Genomic DNA, 18,371 nt, shown 5'->3' on the forward strand with positions numbered 1-18,371 from the left:
AGAGCAAACCCAAGGCCACAGCAAAAGAGAAAGCGCCAGCCCCAAAGAAGGTGCCTGCAAAGAAGGTAGCCACCAAAGCACCAGTCAGAAGACCTAAGCCAAGGTCAGCTGATGTGCCTCAGATTGAGCTCACCGCCAAGCAGCAGCGTTTTATCGATGAGTACTTGGTGGACTTGAATGGCACTCAAGCTGCGATTCGAGCTGGATACAGCCCAGACACTGCAAAGCAGATGGCGTCTGAGAACCTGTCAAAACCTTACCTACAGCTTGCCATCGCAGAAGCCAGGAAGCAGCAGCAAGCGCGCACACACATCAATGCAGATGCCTTGCTACTACAGGCTTGGATGATTGCGACCGCTGACTCCAGAGAGCTGACAGAGGTGCACGTTGGGTGCTGCCGCCATTGCTGGGGTGATGGATTTAAGTGGCAGCGCACAGTGGCTGAGTTCAACAAGGACCGTGAACGCCATATCAATGACAAAACCACAGGACTCATTCACAAAGATGACGAGTTCGATGAGCAAGGTGGTATCGGCTATAGCCCACTGCGCCCACCACATCCAGAGTGCCCGGATTGCCGTGGTGATGGTTATGCGCGCGATGTAATCAAAGACACCCGATACCTAAGCCCTGCTGCCGTACAGCTGTATGCGGGCGTCAAGCGCACCAAAGATGGTTTACAGGTGCTACAGCACAGCAAAGAAGCATTTGCGGAAAAGCTATGGAAGCATTTGGGACTGTACGAGAAGGACAATGAGCAAAAGGCAGATCCACTGACTACGCTTTTGTCTCGCATCGCTACAGCAAGTGGCAATGGCTTTGTCCCTGTGCAAAACGACCCAGAGTCTGCAACGGTAGCAAAGCCCAGCGCGTTTCATCCACGTCAGGAAGTGGATGATGAGGACGACTAAATCCGTTCGCGCCAGTGAGGCTGGTAGTCTGGATGAGGATGTTGGGGCAATCGCGGCAGTGCGAGGCTGTAAGGCGGATGCGTTGCTGGGAGAAGCGTGGGAGAAACCATCTGGCAAGAATCCACAGCGCGCTCCCATCGTTGCAGGCCATCCATCACAACTGCCCACTGATGCGGAAGAGCTGGCGCGTTGCTTGGCTGACCCTGAATGGCGGCTATTCAGTGGATGCCTGTATCAGATCATTGTGAAGGGCGAGCCAGTCAAGGATGCCGACGGCAATGAGATTGACGAGGGCGAGAGCTTTGTACAGCCATTCAAACCCAACCAGGCGCAGCGCCGGTTTATTAAGAGGCTGTGGCACCGCAATCTGATTCTGAAAGCGCGCCAGCTGGGATTCACCACGCTGATTGCCATCATGTGGCTGGACCACGCGCTGTTCAACGGCAACCAGCGGTGCGGCATGATCGCCCAGGACCGGGAGACGGCAGAGTCGATTTTTCGGGACAAGGTGGTTTTTGCATACGACCATCTACCAGAGGAGATCCGCGAACGCTTCCCACTGGCACGCGCCAGTACCAAAGAGCTGCTGTTCGCACACAACAATAGCTCGATTCGCGTGGCGACCTCTGTTCGCGGCGGCACGATCCATCGATTGCATGTGTCCGAGTTCGGCAAGATCTGCGCGAAGTTTCCGCACAAAGCAGAAGAAGTGGTTACCGGTTCATTCCAGGCGGTACCGCAGTCCGGGATCATTGTTGTGGAGTCCACCGCCGAAGGAACGGATGGTGAGTTCTACAAGATGTGCCAGCGCGCGCAAGCGTTGGTGGCTGGTAAAACACTGCTGACGCGCAGCCAGTATCGCTTTCACTTTTACGCCTGGTGGCAAGACCCAAGCTACACCATGGACCCGGCAGGCGTGCCGATCAGTGACGAGCTACACGACTACTTCAACGGCATCGAGGCCGATTCAGGCTGCAAGATCGACCAAGGCCAGCGCGCTTGGTACACGGAAAAGCAGCGCAATGACTTTGCCGGGGCCGAGGAGCGCATGTGGCGTGAGTACCCGAGCACTCCGGGCGAAGCGTTCCAGCAATCCACGATGGGCAACTACTTCGCCAAGGAGATTGCCTACTTACGCAAACGTGGCGGCATCACCCAAGTGCCTGTGCTGGACTTGCCTGTGTACACGTTCTGGGACATCGGCCGTAAAGACGGCACCGCCATCTGGTTCATGCAGCGGCTGCGTCAAGAGGATCGTTTTATTGGCTACTTTGAAGACCACAACGCGGACCTGCGCGCCTACGCGGTGGAGTTGCAGCGCCGAGGCTTTGTGTACGGGATGCACTTCTTGCCCCATGACGCTGGGCACCAACGACTGTCAGACACCAACAAGTCCACCCGCCAAATGCTCCAAGACCTGCTGCCTGGGCATGGCTTCTATGTACTGCCACCAATCACTGAGCTGATGACAGGCATTTATCAGACGCGCAAGCACCTCAAGACGGCGTGGTTTGACATTGATGCGACTGCGCAAGGCATTGAGCGGTTGACCAATTACAAGAAAAAGTGGAGCACCGCTGAGGCGCGCTATCTGGATAACAAACCCGAAAAGTCCAACGGCTGCAGTGAAGGTGCCGATGCTTTTCGCCAATACGCGCAGGCGACAGAGCTGGGCTTGCTTGATTCGTTGACCAACAACCGGGGCTACCAAGAAGCCCCGACACCGACTTGCTATTGATACCGAGGAAGCCACCATGCGAGACACACAACCCAACATCGACCCTGTGGATACGCCTGAAGGTGATGTACCCCTGTCACTGGCTGAGTACCGCGAGATCCACGAAGAGATCGACCACCAGCCGCGCGAGTGGCGGCCCATTGCAGATCGCGAGATTGAATACGCAGAGGGCAACCAGCTGCGCACCGAGCTGCTGGAGGCGCAGAAGGCCTTGGGCATTCCACCCAGTATGGAGAACCTGATTGGTGCTGCCTTGGAAGGCATTCGCGGCTTTGAGGAAGCCACGCGCGCGGACTGGCGTGTGACAGCCAATGGTCAGCCTGGTGGGCAGGATGTGGCGGATGCGATCAGCTTCAAACTCAACGAAGCCGAGCGGCATAGCAAGGCAGACGATGCATGCAGCAAGGCGTTTTACCCGCAGATCGGCGTGGGCGTGGGGTGGGTAGAAGTCAGTCGCGCCGATGACCCGTTTGGTTTTCCCTACCAGTGCCTGCCGGTCAGCCGCAATGAAATGCACTGGGACTGGGCCAGCGCGCAAGATGACCTCAGTGATGCGCGGTGGGTTCGTCGCCAGCGCTGGATGCACCCAGCCCGGCTGGCGCGCGTCTTTCCTGAGCACAAAGAGCTAATCAACCGCTTTGGCAAGGCTGGTACCGGCTGGTGGACGGAGTACGAGGCGTCAGGCTATGGCGGTGGCAGCACCGGTATGAACCGTGCGTTTGATGTGGCGCGCGAATGGACCGTGGCCGAAGACCGCTGGTTCAACCCGTTCAACAAGGAAGTGTGCGTGACCGAGCTGTGGTACCGCCGCTGGAACAATGTGGTGGTGCTCAAGTCCAAAGATGGCCGGGTGGTGGAGTACGACGAAAACAACCCGGCACATGTGCACGCCATTGCCAACAACCTGGTGCAATACCGCCGCGCGGTGGTCCCCAAGGTGCGCCGCAGCTACTGGCTGGGTCCGCATGTACTGTTTGATGGCCCCACACCGTATTCGCACAAGCACTTCCCTTATGTGCCGTTCTGGGGCTTCCGTGAAGAAAACACGCGCGTGCCGTTTGGCTATATCCGCAACATGCTGTACCAGCAAGACACGCTCAATTCAGGAAATTCGCGCCTGCGCTGGGGCATGAGTGCTTACCGAGTAGAGCGCACCAAGGGTGCCGTGGCCATGACGGACGAGCAGTTTCGCCGCACTGTGGGCCGCTTGGACGCGGACATTGTCTTGGACCATGTGCACATGGCCCAGCAAGGCGCAACCTTTAAGGTGGAGCGTGATTACCAGATGACTGCGAGCCAGCTGGAGCTGCTGGCTAATGCGCGCCAGGCGATCGAGCGGGTGAACCCTGCAGCAGCGGGTGCCTTCAGTGGCCGGCGCGGTACGGCCACATCGGGCGTGCAGGAGCAGACCCAGGTGGAGCAGGCCAACCAGTCGTTGGCACACATGATGGGCAACTTCAAGCGGGGGCGCACGCAGGTGGGTGAGCTGCTGATGTCCATGCTGGTGCAGGACTTGGGCAGGGAAGAGCAAAGCATCGTGATCGAAGGTGATGCAGTGCGCGCTGACCGCACGGTGGTGATCAACAAGCCTGAGACCGATGAGCACGGTTACCCGTATCTGTCCAACGACCTGCAGCGCACCCGTTTGATGGTGGCCTTGGAGGATGTGCCAAGCAGCCCGACCTACCGTGGCCAGCAACTCAACGCCATGAGCGAAGTGGTCAAAGCCATGCCGCCACAGTTCCAGGCGGTGTGCATGCCGCTGATGGCGTCGCTACTGGATGTGCCGTTCAAGAAGGAGTTGGTGGAAGCCATTCGCGCCGCTGGGGGTCAGGAAACGCCCGAGCAGGTGGAGCAGCGCATCAAAGAAAAGGTGGCAGAAGCTCTCAAGCTGGCAGGCCATGAGCTGAAGGCGCGCGAACTGGATATGAAGGACCGACTGACTGAAGCTCAGATCAAAGACATTGTGGCGGGGGCAGTGCTCAAGGGCGTTCAGTCCAGCTTCAGCTCCATGCAAGGCGCGGCTCAAGTTGCTCAAATGCCGATGATTGCCCCGATTGCAGACGCCATCATGCAGGGCGCGGGCTACACCAAGCCTGAGCAAGCCGATGATCCGAACTTCCCCACAGCGGATGTGCAGGCTGCGGTGCAGATGAAAGACCCTTACCTGCAAGGTGAAGGCCGCCCGGGTGCGGATGGCTTGCCCGGAGTGGAGCAAAACACCAGCCCCACGTACCCGCCTGTGCCCCAAGGCGCGCCGCAAGGCATGGATGGGATTGAGACACCAGCCACGCAAGACAACCTGCCTGCATAAGCCTATCCAAGGAGCCACCCACTGAGGTGGCTTTTTTGTGCTCGCCCAGCATAGGGCTTAGGGATTTGCCCGCTCTCTTTCATTCTCCATACCAAGCAAAGCGCGACTGCGCCGAGCGAAGCAGGGGGCGTTTACGCGCTTTCGTTTCAGGAGCATGCAGCAAAGCCCGCAAGGGCCAAGCTTATTGCTGACCCATTGCGGCCACGGCGATATGTGGCGGGACAGGCATGACAACCAACCAGGACTTTGATTACGACAGCATTGATGGCGCGTTGACGCCGCAGCAGGCTTTGGCAGCTTTGTCTGCCGAGCAGGGTGATACCTCTGGCGCGCAAGCGACCGGGGATTTAGGTGGCGCGCCCGCGACCACCGCTGCAACGGACACAACACCCGCCGCCAGTGCTGATTCCACGACAGCAGAAAAGCCAGTCACAACTGAAGCGGATCCCGCTGATGCCGTGCTACTGGCGCGCGATGGCAAGCACACCATTCCCTACGACACGCTGGTGAAAGCACGTGAAGAAGGGCAGCACTGGAAAGCGCAGGCAGAAGCCGCTGAAGCACGTGAAACCGCTGCACAACAGCAGTTGGCACAGTTGCAAACGCAGGCCCAAGCGCGCGCTGATGCAGGCAAGGAAGCCACTACGGCGGACAACCTTGTAGTCCAGACGCAGGCGGCACTGGATGCTGGCGTTGATGTTGGGCTGTTTGGCGATTTCTCTGAAAAAGCCATGGCAGCCGGCATCAAAGCAATGAACCAGCAATCCAGCGAAGCACTTCGCGCGGAGCTGCGCGCAGAAATGCGAGCAGAGCTGGAAAAGGAGCTGGCCCCCTTAAAGCAGCAGCGCGCCGAATCTGCGTCCAACGCGCACTACGAGGTGATCTACGGCAAGCATCCCGATGCGGACTCGATTGCCCAAAGCACCGAGTTCAAAGCGTGGGTGGATGCCCAGCCCAGTGCCGTGCGCGCCGCCTATTGGGGGCTTTTTGATGCCAGTACAGGCGGCACTGCTGACCAGATCGTGGAAGTGTTTGACGCCTTCAAGGACGCGACAGCACCAAAGCCCACCACAACAGCTGCAACCGTCAAGGACGCAGCAAGCGCCGCTGTGGCGTCAGTCAAGACACCGCCCCCAGCTAGCCTTTCCAGCATTCCTGGTGGCCATGCTGCGGGCACGTCTGCGCTGGACAACACGGCGGGATTGTCCGGCCTCGAAATGCTTAATGCCACCGAAGGCATGAGTCCCCAGCAAATCGAGGCATGGCTGAACCGTCAGATCTAGGAGTAAGACATGGAAACCAAAACCAATGTCGCGTCGGGCGCCAAGGGCGCAATGATTCAGCAGGCAGTCGGTGTTTTTCACACTGCCACTCAGCGCAACACCCAGATGCGCCACCTCACAGGCTCCATGCCCAAGGTGGATGCTGCAGTTGCTGGTGCCAAGGGCAATCAGTCCAAGGCGTCCATGCCCATCGTGCGCTGTGACAACCTGACCAAGAATAAAGGTGATGAAGTCACTTTCCACTTGGACAACCCGATTGGCGCTTACCCCATCATGGGTAGCGCTTATGCCAAGGGCAAGGGCGTGGGCATGTCCTTCTCGGAGGACCGCTTGCGCGTGAACCAGGCGCGCTTTGTGATCGACATGGGTAACACCATGACGCAGATTCGCAGCCCCTTCGATATGCGCCGCATGGGCCGCCCCAAGGCGCAGAAGCTCATGAACCAGTACCTGGACCAGTCCACGCTGGTGCATTTGTCGGGTGCACGCGGCTTTCATGACCACCGTATTGAATGGACTGTGCCGGTAAACACGCACAAGGACTTCGCGGACATCATGGTCAACCCTGTGAAGGCTCCCACCAAAAACCGCCACTTGGTGGCAGGTGCGGGTACTGTGGGTGAACTGAAGGCGAATGCTGGCGAGTTGGTTATCAACTCGATGGACGTTTTGAGCATGGATGTATTGGATGCCGTGCGTGAATGGAGCGACAGCATTCCGCTGCCACCACCCCCCGTGGAGTTTGACAACGACCAGGCAGCGACCGATAGCCCGATTCGCGTTTACTTGGCATCCCCGGCGCAGTACAGCCAGTTCGCTACTGACCCAGCGTTCCGTGCTTTCCAAGCCAATGCCAGCGCGCGAGCACGCTTGGCTAAGGATCACCCCTTGTTCCTGGGCGATGCTGGCTTGTGGAATGGCATCTTGATCTTGAAGAATCCCAAGCCCATCCGCTTCTACGCTGGAGACGAAATCAAGTATTGCGCCGCCTACGACAGCGAAGCCGAGTCGGTATGCAAGGTGCCAGCATCGTTTGGCGACAAGTTTGCAGTAGATCGTGGCTTGCTGCTGGGGGGGCAAGCACTGGCCATGGCCTTCGGTGCTTCTGAGCATTCGGGCATTCCCTTCTTCTGGAAGGAAGCCGGCGATGACTTTGACGACAAGATGGAACTGGCAATCGGCGCCATCTTGGGCCTGTCCAAGATCCGCTTTGCCGTGGACCATGGCGACCACACCGAGTTCACCGACCACGGTGTGACGGTGTTGGATACCGCCGTCAAGATCATCAAGCCCCGCGGCTGATGACTCCAGGGCCAGCCCCAGCGCGGCTGGCCCTTGTCCTTTCACCCAATCTCTGGAGGCCGACATGGCAATCATCAAGAAAAAATTTATCGGTGAGCAGCAGTTTGGCGACATGGTCACCCACGGCAACCTCACCACCTACCGTGCCACGCTGCAAACGGATGCGGATGGCAAGGTGATCGGTGCTGATCAATCCGTCGCGCTGGCTATTGGCGACAAAGTTGTCCTCGAAAAGCTGCCAGAGGGCATGTTTTTGGAAGACGCACAAGTCATTGTCTCTACCGGCATGACGGATACGGTCACTGGTTCGCTGGGCTTTGAATACGTGGATGGCGTGGATAGCCTGGAAGTACCGCAAGACGCAGCCTACTTCGGTGCAGGTCTGAATCTAGCTGCGGCTGCGCGCCTGCGCGCTAGCGGTGCCAAGGCACTGGTCAAGTTGCCCAAGGCTGCCTATCTGGTGTTGACCATCGCTGGCGCCGCCAACGTCAAAGCCTCGCGCATCGATGTCACGGCGCAAGGTGAGCGCATGGGCCCACGCTAACAGTTAGCTCATAAAACAGGGTGGGGCTTAGGTTCCACCCTCGCCAATTTACTCACTGGAATTCAGTCATGACAACAGAAAGCACCGTAGCAGTCACTTATGTGGGCAAGGAAAACCCCTTCAAGGATCGCCTCTATCGCTCCGGCCTGACCTTCACGCCTGAACAGACGCGCCCCTTGCCGCCTGCATTGGCAGCCCGCTTCCTGCACCATGATGATTTGTTCAAGCTGGCCACTTCCACTGAGGTGGTGGAGTCTGCCAAAGACAAGAAGGCGGGCGCCACTAGCGAACAACAAAGCCAGCCGGTGGATGACACCGCAAAACTACTGGCAGAGCAGAGTCAACAGCAAAACGAGGAGCGCACGAAAGAAGATGCGCGCTATGCGCTGCTTGAACAGCTAGAGAAGATGGACCGCCAGGGCTTGATCAACTGGGCCCAGGACAGCTACAAGCAAAAAATTCCCGGCAATCTGGGCGTAGCCAAGGCGCGCGACATGGCCAAAAGCTTTATTGACCAGTACGGGATGCCCTGACCATGCAGCTCAAACACCTGATTGAGGCATTTCGCACCGATGCCAAAGACAATGTGAAGCCCTATATTTGGGATGATGCATTGGTGACCAGGTGGTTGAATGAAGCGCAGGAGCAGGCCGCCGTTCGAGCGCGGTTGTTGCTGGAGGACACCAACGACGAGGTGTGCCGCATTGACCTGCAGCCCGGCGTAAAGTCCTATGCGCTGCATGAATCGCTGTATGAAATAGCCAGTGTGCGCCTGTACGCCAGTGATACAGACTCCTGTCCGCGATTGCTGACCATCGTTTCACGTGAGTGGCTGGACCACAATGTGCCAGGCTGGCGTCACACACAAAGCCCGGTGCAGTGGCTGATTCAAGGCGAGACGACATTGCGGGTGGTTGGATCGGTTCAAGCCGGTGCGCGCCTGCAGCTGGAGGGCTATCGCTTACCGCTGTGCTGCATGAAGCATGAGCACGATCAGCCTGAAATCCACAGAGCCAGCCATATGCAGCTGGTGCATTGGGCTTTGCACAAGGCGTTCAGCCAGCCGGATGCTGATGGGTTTGACCCCACGCGCTCTGTTGCCGCAGAAACAGCGTTCACGCACTACTTCGGCCACCAGCCGGACAGCGACTTGCGCCGGCAAACGCGCGAAGATACCCCGCACACCACCATGCTTATGCTGCCTTAGAGGGCAGTCCATCCACCCCGCATAGGGTTTGGAACTTGCACGCAGCCTCAGAACAATGGCGGCAATGCCATTTACAGGAGGCTCCATGCGAGGCTTTCAACCGGCGCAGCGCGCCACCCAACCCCAACAACCACGTGCAGGTAAGGTGCGCGGCCCCGGTACCGGTACGTCGGATGAAGTGGCAGACACCGTGCCAGAGGGGACGTACATCATGCCCACTGACAGCACGCAGGCCATTGGTGAGCAGAACCTAGCCGCGATGGGCCAAAAACCAGTGCCTGTGCAGCTGTCTAACGGTGAGTTCAAGCTACCCCCAGAGCAAGTGCATGCCGTGGGCGTGCAGGCTTTAGATCAGATGAAAAATGCCACCCATGCCCCAGTGCCAGCCGGTGGGCCACGTGGCCTGCGAGGGTTTCAGCAGAACCTGCCGGGTGAGCCGCGCCAGTTCTTTAATGGTGGTGGCGTGGTGGAAGAAGAAAAGCGCCTCCCAACCTCGCCAAGCAACACCTTTCCAGGCAGCCGGCTGCAAGGCAGTAGCGGGTCTAGCGGTATGCCACACACGCAAGCAGCGCGGATTGCCGCAGCTCCTAGCATGCCCCCTGTAGGTTTGAAGCCTGCTGGGCAGCAAGCAGGTGAGCCCGCATCTACTGGCGTGGGGGCAGCCTTGGCTGGCGCGTTCCCGGGCACCGTTGCCGCTACCAAAGGGGTAGGGCAAGACATTCAACAGGCTTACAAGTCTGGCGGCGTCGGCGCTGCCGTTGGTATGGGCGCGCGCACAGGGTTGGCGCCTGCCATTGGCTTTGCTGATGATGTGGCCAGCTCTGCAGCGCGCGCTTTGAACCCGGCTGCGCAGGCGCTCAAGACGCTGGTGACGGGTGATGCATCCCCCATTGGCCAAAGCGATTCAGCCCCAGCGCCAGCAGCACCGACGATGACTGCTACGGCACCCGCCGCCGTGCAGCCTGTAGCACCTTCTGCAGCCACAGCCGTGAACACCACCAGCCCCAGCGCTGTTCAGCCCACCCAGGCTATGGTGCCGCTACCAGAGCCACCACAACCCCAGGCCACGCAAGTGCAGCCCGGGGTATTTCGCAGCGGCAATAGCTTTTCGGACAGTGCAGCAGGTGCAGTAGCTGGTGCACAGCCTCGCGGTCTTCCAACTTGGCAAAACAATGCGGCGGCTGAAGCGCTTGCTCAGCGCTCGCAACAAGGCAGCTTGATGACACCACAGGTGCGAGGCTTGCCGATGCCCCAGCAGATGCGCGCACCAACCGTTGCACACAGTGGCAACGACTTCACAGCGCGCCAGCGACTTCGCGGTTTGGAGATGGCAGCCAACGGCATTCACCGTACAGGCAAGGAGCGCCGCCAGGCTCAAGCCGCTTACCAGCGGGGTCAGAGCGAGGATTTGGCAGCCATGACCACGGGCCAAGCGGGTGCTGAAGTGGAGGCCATGCGCGCCAATAGCCATCTGACAGGCGAGCAGATGCGCCAAGCTGGAGCGACAGAGCGCGCAGGCATGCAAGAGACTGGGGCCAACAAGCGTGATGCACGCCGTGCAGGCATGGATGACCGCAAGATGAACCTGGAAGAGCAGGTGCGCGGCTTTGATATTCGCAGCGGTGAGCGTCAGGAGAATATGTACCGCAGGTACGACGCTGCCAAGACGCCCGAGGAGCGCATGGCGATTGCCCAGCAGATTCGGGATTTGTCGGGCAAGAGTGAACAAGCCAATCGGTACACCGTGGTGCCTGGCGGACAGGAGTGGGATACCACCGCGAACGTCATGCGCAATGTGCCTGGACGTGTACTCAACAACCAGACAGGGCAGTTCATTAATGGCCCAGGCAACGACGCAGTAGCGGCAAGCCTGCCCAAAGCCGGAGAGGCGCGCAACGGTTTCCGCTACAAGGGTGGGAATCCCAACGAGCAGAAGAATTGGGAGCCTTTGTAAGTGCGCCCAGCATAGGGTTCGACGCAAAGTAGTCATGCGCTGAGCATCTGCGCATGACCGATGCAAAGAAACCTTGGGAACAACAATATGCCAGCACTTCCAGTGGTGGCTCGGAACCTTGGAAGCAGGACTATGGGGCTGGTGCAGCAGATGCACCACCTGCTCCGCGTGGCCTTAAAGGGTGGGGCCAAGAAATAGGAGACTCTGCGATTGCTCTGGGCACCGGCGTGGCTCAGGGCGTCAAGATGGTCTCTGATGCCGCAGGTGCGGGGAATGCCGTCTCGCGCCTGATTGGTAAGGGCATCCAGGCAGCGGAGGATCTGGAATCTGACCACCGCAAGGCTCAAAAGCAAGAGCGCGCGCAGACGATCAAGGCAGCGGAGGATTCGGGCAGCACTTGGCAAGAGGTGAAAGCCTATGCGGGCAGCTTTGCCGATGCCCCCTTGGATACCACGCTGAATGCCGTGGGCTCTGTTGTGCCGACGTTGGCCGCTGCTGCGTTGACCGGTGGCACCAGCACTGCCGCGCAACTGGCCGCACGTGCAGCCCCGATGGTGATTGGCGCGGTGCAGGGGGCCGGTGCTGTGAAGGGTGGCATCTACGACGGGGTGGAGCAGCGGCATTTAGAAGCAGGCGCGACACCGGAGCAAGCCGCGCAGCGTGCTGACGTTGCACAAGCGTACTCGGGCGACAACTTGGGCAGCATTGCTACAGGTGCTGGGCTGGGTGTGCTGGCTGGCTCTACCGGTGCTGAAGCTGCAGTGCGGCGTTTGGCGGGAGCAGGTGCAGCGAAACAGGCTGCAGATGCAACCACTGCAGGTATCGCCAAGGGCACAGCTCTGGGTGTTGCCAAAGAAGCGCCCATGGAAGCGGTGCAAGGTGGCCAAGAGCGCCTTGCTGCCAATCTGGCCGAGCAGGGTGAGGGGTTTGATACGCCAACTATGCGCGGGGTGGCTGGTCAAGCCGCGCTGGAAGGCTTGGCTGCTGCTCCTTTGGGTGGTGGCCTTGGGGCTGTGGAAGCCAGTGGGCGCGCTGTCAGCGCAAATGCGAATGTTGCTGCCAACCAGAACAACGAGGACGCCGAGCAGGGTGCGCAGGCTGGGGCAGGCACCAATCTGGCCTCTGATCTGATGGGCCCAAGCGCAGCAGGCATTACCGCAGAAGACGCGCCTGCGGCTGCCAGCGAAGCCAGTGCACCAGCCGTTGATAGCCAGGCCATGGGGCTGCGCAAGGACGCCGGTCAACTGGAAGCTGCCGCCGCGTTGGCCGTAGACAGTGGTGCGACAGAGCAGATGCTGGCTGCAGCCACCGCCCAGGCACCCCAGTCGAATGTAAAAAAACAAGAGCAAAACGCACTGAGCCAGCAAGGTGTTGATGCTGACACGGGTGAGGTGTCAGGCCAGGTGCGCGGGCAGCAGATTGTGGAGCGGTTGGATTTTTTGGCACAGCAAGGGCGTGCCACGGGCTGGACGCAGGAGGCAGTCACCCAGCGTGATGCCTTGCAGCAAGAGCTGGATTTACTCAACCCGGCCCTGCGGATGGAGCAATTGAACAGTGAAGCCGCAGCAGCCGACGCTGAAGCGCGCGACTGGGCCACCCGTGAATACAAGCACAACGCCAAGCCTTTGCCAGCGCATGAAGCCAAGGGTGGACCTGGCGATGTGGGAGAGGCCAATGAGCAGCGCCGTCTGAAGGCGATTAGCGATGCGCAGGGCCGCGCAGCCACAGCACGTGCAGAAATTACCCAACTTCAAGAGCAAGCCAATGCTGATGCAGCGCTGGCTGGTAAATCGTCACCCGCATTTAAAACAGGAGCAACAACAGATGGCACGCAAACCCCTCAAACCCAGCAAGCAAAACCGAAACAACGAGCAGCGCGCCCAGCATCTGGCAAAGCAGTCAACGGCGTTCCAGCTGCAGCGCAAGCCGCAGATCCAGCCGCAGACAAAGGGCTGACCCATGGTGGCCCCACGTCTGAAGACAATGGCGGTCAAGCTGGCGCGAAGGCAAAGAAGAAAGGCGCAGCGACTGCTACTGCGATTGCCCAAGCAGGCAATGCAAGCCGAGCTGCGGAGAGTGCGCGCAAGCTAGAAGCCTCTGAGCGCTGGACGCGCATGACCACGGTTGAGCGCCAAGCTGTTACGGCCAATGCCGCCGGCTTGAATGCCATGCAGCGCAAGAACCTGCATACCCGGCCTTGGGCGGATATGACTGACAAGACCCGTGCCGCGCTAATGGATGCCATTGCGCCCGTTGAGGCAGTGGCTACCCAGAAAGGATCAAAACCGGAGGGCGATGAGAAACCGTTCGCGCCAGATACTGGAACACTGGGGATTCCCCGCGCAGAGATGCCACAGGTGCCAACCCAGTCACATGGCGGATTGGTCAAACACTTGAACGCTCAGGGCATTGCCCATGAAACCACGACCGTAGATGCGGCAGCGCTCAAGCCCACGCAGGCTGAATACTCGCCAAGCAAAGTGGCCAAAGCCAAAGAGGCCACCGGGGATCGTGCCGTGATCGTCTCAAATGATGGGCACATCATTGACGGCCATCACCAAGCCATTGCAGCAGCCGAGGATGGCAAGCCCGTGAAGGCCATCGTGCTGGATGCACCCGTAGAGCAGGCGCTGGAGGCGGTGAAGAATTCTCCAAGTGCATCTACTGAGGCACAGGGCAAAGTGCTGTTTCGCCGCTCAGACGCGGACAGCTCACAAGATTTTGATGTGCCGGGGTTCTTGAAGACGATGAACGAAGGGCGGCCCGCTTTTTCTGAGAAGGCGCGCGCCCGGGTGGTGGGTAAGGTCAAGGGGACAGCCGATGCCATCCGTAAAACATGGGCCAATGGCCCAGATGTGTTGGTGGCCTATGACATGGCAGACCCCATCATTCCTGAAGCGGTGCGCCGTGCTGACCAGAAGCAGCGCAGTGGTGGCGCCAGCGGCGAGCCCGAGGGCTTCTATCACCAAGGTAAGACATATCTGCTGGCCAGCCAGCTTAAAACACCCAACGATGCTGCGCGGGTGCTGTTTCATGAAGCTTTGGGTCACCACGGCTTGCGTGGCGCGTTTGGCAAGGAGCTGGACGGTGTCTTGGATCAGATTGCCACCATGCGCAAAGCACAGGTGGATGCCAAGATCAAAGAGTATGGTTTGCGTGGTGTCACCCTGAAGGATCGACGTATTGCTGCCGAGGAAGTACTGGCCGAGATGGCCCAGAACAACCCTGAAATAGGGTTTGTGAAGCGCGCCGTAGCTGCCATTCGCACCTGGCTGCGCAAGAACGTGCCGGGCTTTCAGAGCATGAAGCTGACGGATACCGAAATCATCAACAACTACTTGCTGCCAGCGCGCGCTTGGGTGGAGCGTGGTGGGCAAGATCAGGGTGCACAACATGCTGGCGTGAACTTGTCACCTGCTGCGAGTCGCAGTGCTATGAAGTCTGTAGACGCCAATATTGCACGTGGCCGCAAAGCAATGCAAATGGTTTTAGTTGAGAAGGCAGATCAGCACAGAGCCATGTACCGCAATGGACTGGGCTGGGTGGACTTCACTTGGGGCGACAGCAAACGCGGGATCGAGCACATCATCAAACGCCGCATGGAGTCTGATGGAATGAGCTTGGCTGATGTCCAGCGAATGCTTACCGATAAGGTGGTTGAAACGATTGCTTCTGGCGAAGAGGTGAGGCGCGCAGAGAGTGGATTGGCAACGCGTTTGGTGCTGGACCACAAGGGAAACGAGGCCGTACTGGTAAAACGCAAGGGTGCGAACGGCTGGCTGCTTACAGCTTATGAAAAGGTGCCCGATGCATCGGCGGGGGGTGCGACCCGATCCTCTGCTACGCAATCCATCGCTACACGTTCTCGAAATGGGTTGGGCGCGGGCACTGAGTCCATTTTGAACAAAAACAACGATGTTGGCAACATCATGTTCAGCCGCTCCAAGCTGGCTGACCTCAAAGACAAGGGCATGACGCTGGCGCACAACGCGCTGAGCCATCCCGGCAAGGTGTCGTGGTGGGATAAAACTGTGGGCACCATGCGCCATCTAGCAGAACGCAATCCGGCATTCAAACCGGTGTTTGAAGCGGCGCAACGGTTTATTGAGGATGTGTCCACTCTGACCAATGAGGCGGCCAGCGTGGCGCCGCGCTTGCTGCCGCGTGTGGAGACATGGAGTGACTTGAAGTTTTGGGGTAAGGATGCCAAGACATCTATATCCGCGGGGGACAACAAGGCGATTGCCAAGGCTTTGTTTGAAGGGACAAAGGACTGGGCACGCGACCTGAATGGCAATGCCGTACTTGTCAGTGACTTAAAGGACAAGTACCGCAACCTGGCACCTGAACAAAAGGTGGAGGTGATGCTGGCAGGTAACCGCATGGCTCCCCGTGAGGTGGCAGCCCTGCGCGCATTGCCTATAGAGCAGTTTGAAGCGCTGGCAAATGAACGGTTTGAAAGCAGAGTGCTTAAGGCAGGTGTTGTGTGGAATGCCAAAGAACTCAAGGATGTATTCAACCTGACTGACCATCAAATCAGTCTGTACCAAGAGGCGCGCGCCGGGTTTGATAAGTCGCTGGACATTACCTCTCGCGCTGACATGCTGCGCAATTTGGGGCGCGATTGGGATGATTTACGCGATATTGTGATGGACGCGCCCACACTGACCGACGCATGGAAGTTGTTGGATGATGAGCTGGAGCAGCGCGCTAAGGACATTCCTGATTCGCGTGACCGCATGGCCGAAAAAATGTTCCAGATCCGCTCCATCGTGGATAAGGCCCAGGAGCTGATGGCCAGTGGCTACGCTCCACTTTCGCGCTTCGGAAGCTACACGGTTCACGTAGAAGGCAAGGACAAAGAGAGTCTGTACTTCGGTATGTTTGACTCGATGCTGGATGCCAATCGCATGGCTCAAGATATGCGTGACGCCTTCAAGCATGACAAAGATGCCAAGGTCACGCAGGGCACCAAGGGACAAGAGAAGTTCAAACTGTTCCAGGGCATGACCCCTGAGAGCATGGAGATGTTTGGCAGCATGCTGGGGCTCAACGAGGATGGCGATCAGGCCGGTGACAAGGCATACCAGGCTTACTTGCAACTGGCCAAGAACAATCACAGCGCCTTAAAGCGCTTGATTCACCGCAAGGGCACAGCGGGCTACAACGAAGATGTGGGGCGCGTGCTGGCCAGCTTTGTGTACAGCAACGCGCGTTTGGCCGCTGGAGGTTTGAATGCGGGGACGATGGAAGCCGCCATTCAGGCCATCCCCAAGGAACAAGGCGAGCTGGAAGACGTTGCAATGCAGCTGCGTAGCTACATTCAAGATCCGCAAGAAGAGGGCTTGTTTATTCGCTCCATGCTGTTTGCACAGTATTTGGGAGGTTCGCTGGCTTCCGCGTTTGTGAACACAACCCAGCCGTTTGCAGTGACCCTGCCATGGTTGACGCAGTACGGCGGTATGCAGCTGGCGGCCAAACACATGACACGCGCTCTCAAGGATATGGCGACCAAGGGCTTTAAGTACGAAGCCGACTTAGCGCACGCCATGAAGTTGGCCGAAGACGACGGCACACTCTCGCCCCAAGAAGTGCACCAGATCATGGCCCAGGCGCGTGGCACAGGTTCGTTGCGTGCGGGGGACGGCACTGCCATGGGCAAAGTTACAGCAGCAGCTGCGAATGGCTGGATACGTACGAAGGTGGCTTGGGGCCAGCCGTTTGCCTTGGCTGAGCAGTTCAACCGTCGAAGCACCTTTATTACTTCGTACCGGATGGCAAAAGAACGGGGAGTGGACAACCCGGCAGAGTTTGCGCGCAAAGCTGTGTTGGAAACCCAGTTCCTGTATAGCAAGGCCAACAAGATGCGCTGGGGCCGCGGGGCTGTGGGTGGCACGTTGATGACGTTCAAAACCTACACAGTGAGCTACCTGGAGTTGATGCACCGCATGTGGAATGCAGGCGAGCAAGGCAGCCCGGAGCGCGCAGAAGGCCGCCGCGCCGTGATGTGGGCCATGGCCATGTTGCTGCTGATGTCGGGTGCTGGCGGCTTGCCATTTATGGAGGACATCGAGGACTTGGTGGATGGGGCTGGGCAGAAGATGGGTTACAACTTCAGCTTGAAGCGCGAGCGCCAAGAGTTCTTGCGTGGCGTGCTTGGCAATGAGATGGCAGCCTTTATGGAGCAAGGAATCTCGGGTCTGCCCGGTATGCCCACTGACGTTTCAGGACGCCTTGGTGTGGGCAACATCATCCCTGGTACAGGTTTGGCGATGGATAAGCCAAACCGTGAGCGTGACTTGCTGGAGTTGGCAGGGCCAGGCGGGGATTTTGTGAAGCGTGGCTTCAGCGCGCTTGGCATGGCACTGACGGGCAAGGTGGTGGATGCGGCTCTAGAAGTTTCGCCAACGGCTGTACGCAATGCCCAAAAGGGGGCGGACATGCTGTCCAGTGGCATGGCCAAAGATGCCAAAGGCTACAAGACAGTGGAAACCAATGCGCTGGATGGCGCGCTCAAGCTGTTTGGCTTTCAGCCCACGGTGGTGGCCGAAGACAGTGAAGCTGTAAGCCATGTGCGCCGCGCTACATCGTTTTACTCATTGACAAGTGCAGATATCAAGGCGCAATGGGCTGATGCATTGTTCCGCAAAGATGACGCTGCCTTGGCTGATGCACGCAAACGTGTAGAGGCTTGGAACCGTAACAACCCGGATATGCCGATCGTGATCAAGATTCCCGATATGTGGAAGCGCGCCCGTGAAATGGCCAAGCCCCGCGAAGAACGTGTGCTGAGCAACACCCCAAAAGCGATCCGCCAGCAGATGCGAGAAATAGCGCAAGAGCAAAATCGCTAAGCCTGTCCGATGGTTGGCATTCTTGCAGGTGCCGCATCGGGCTGGTGTACCGTGCCACTGACGATGAGTTGGTGGTACTGGCATGTAGAACCACGTCGAGGATTGATGTAGCGAAGCCCTCGAAAGAGGGTTTTTTGGTTGGTGCTCGAGTCTGTTAACACTCAATGCGTTGAAGTGAAGACCATGAAACAGTGAGCGGCTCGGAGATCACAGCAGCCAAGTTCAAACGGGTCGAGCGTTGGCTGCTGTTGACGGTCTTATCCC

At 58.6% G+C, this 18,371-nt stretch carries 10 protein-coding genes; all 10 read left to right on the forward strand.

The window, feature by feature from the left end; translation table 11 throughout:
- Positions 1-113: 113 nt before the first annotated feature.
- The 10 genes from H9646_RS16840 to H9646_RS16885 all read left to right on the forward strand — a co-directional run bounded on the left by H9646_RS16840 (position 114) and on the right by H9646_RS16885 (position 18,107).
- A complete protein-coding gene (locus tag H9646_RS16840) occupies positions 114-911 on the forward strand; it encodes a terminase small subunit (RefSeq protein WP_318244938.1) in 798 nt (265 codons plus the stop codon).
- Positions 898-2,649: a terminase gene (locus H9646_RS16845; RefSeq protein WP_225214283.1), complete on the forward strand. Its 1,752-nt coding sequence runs from the start codon at positions 898-900 to the stop codon at positions 2,647-2,649. Before H9646_RS16840 ends, H9646_RS16845 begins: the two co-directional genes overlap by 14 nt.
- 16 nt (positions 2,650-2,665) lie before the next feature.
- Complete coding sequence (locus tag H9646_RS16850; protein ID WP_191724547.1) at positions 2,666-4,963, forward strand: portal protein; 2,298 nt, start codon at positions 2,666-2,668, stop codon at positions 4,961-4,963.
- Positions 4,964-5,190: 227 nt separating this feature from the next.
- On the forward strand, positions 5,191-6,246 hold the full coding sequence (locus H9646_RS16855) for a hypothetical protein (protein ID WP_191724548.1): 1,056 nt from the start codon (positions 5,191-5,193) through the stop codon (positions 6,244-6,246).
- 9 nt (positions 6,247-6,255) lie between these two features.
- On the forward strand, positions 6,256-7,548 hold the full coding sequence (locus H9646_RS16860) for a phage capsid family protein (RefSeq protein ID WP_191724549.1): 1,293 nt from the start codon (positions 6,256-6,258) through the stop codon (positions 7,546-7,548).
- 64 nt (positions 7,549-7,612) lie between these two features.
- Complete coding sequence (locus H9646_RS16865; RefSeq protein WP_191724550.1) at positions 7,613-8,092, forward strand: hypothetical protein; 480 nt, start codon at positions 7,613-7,615, stop codon at positions 8,090-8,092.
- A 68-nt stretch (positions 8,093-8,160) separates the two neighbouring features.
- Positions 8,161-8,625: a hypothetical protein gene (locus H9646_RS16870; protein WP_191724551.1), complete on the forward strand. Its 465-nt coding sequence runs from the start codon at positions 8,161-8,163 to the stop codon at positions 8,623-8,625.
- Positions 8,626-8,627: 2 nt separating this feature from the next.
- Entirely contained in the window at positions 8,628-9,299 is a 672-nt protein-coding gene (locus H9646_RS16875; protein WP_191724552.1) for a phage adaptor protein, read from the forward strand.
- Positions 9,300-9,384: 85 nt separating this feature from the next.
- A complete protein-coding gene (locus H9646_RS16880) occupies positions 9,385-11,253 on the forward strand; it encodes a hypothetical protein (RefSeq protein ID WP_191724553.1) in 1,869 nt (622 codons plus the stop codon).
- 53 nt (positions 11,254-11,306) lie between these two features.
- Positions 11,307-18,107, forward strand: coding sequence for a PLxRFG domain-containing protein (locus H9646_RS16885; protein ID WP_191724554.1), 6,801 nt, complete (start codon positions 11,307-11,309; stop codon positions 18,105-18,107).
- The last annotated feature ends 264 nt before the right edge of the window (positions 18,108-18,371 follow it).

Origin of the sequence: Comamonas avium, assembly GCF_014836675.1 — a bacterium.
Classification (GTDB): Bacteria; Pseudomonadota; Gammaproteobacteria; order Burkholderiales; family Burkholderiaceae_C; genus Comamonas; species Comamonas avium.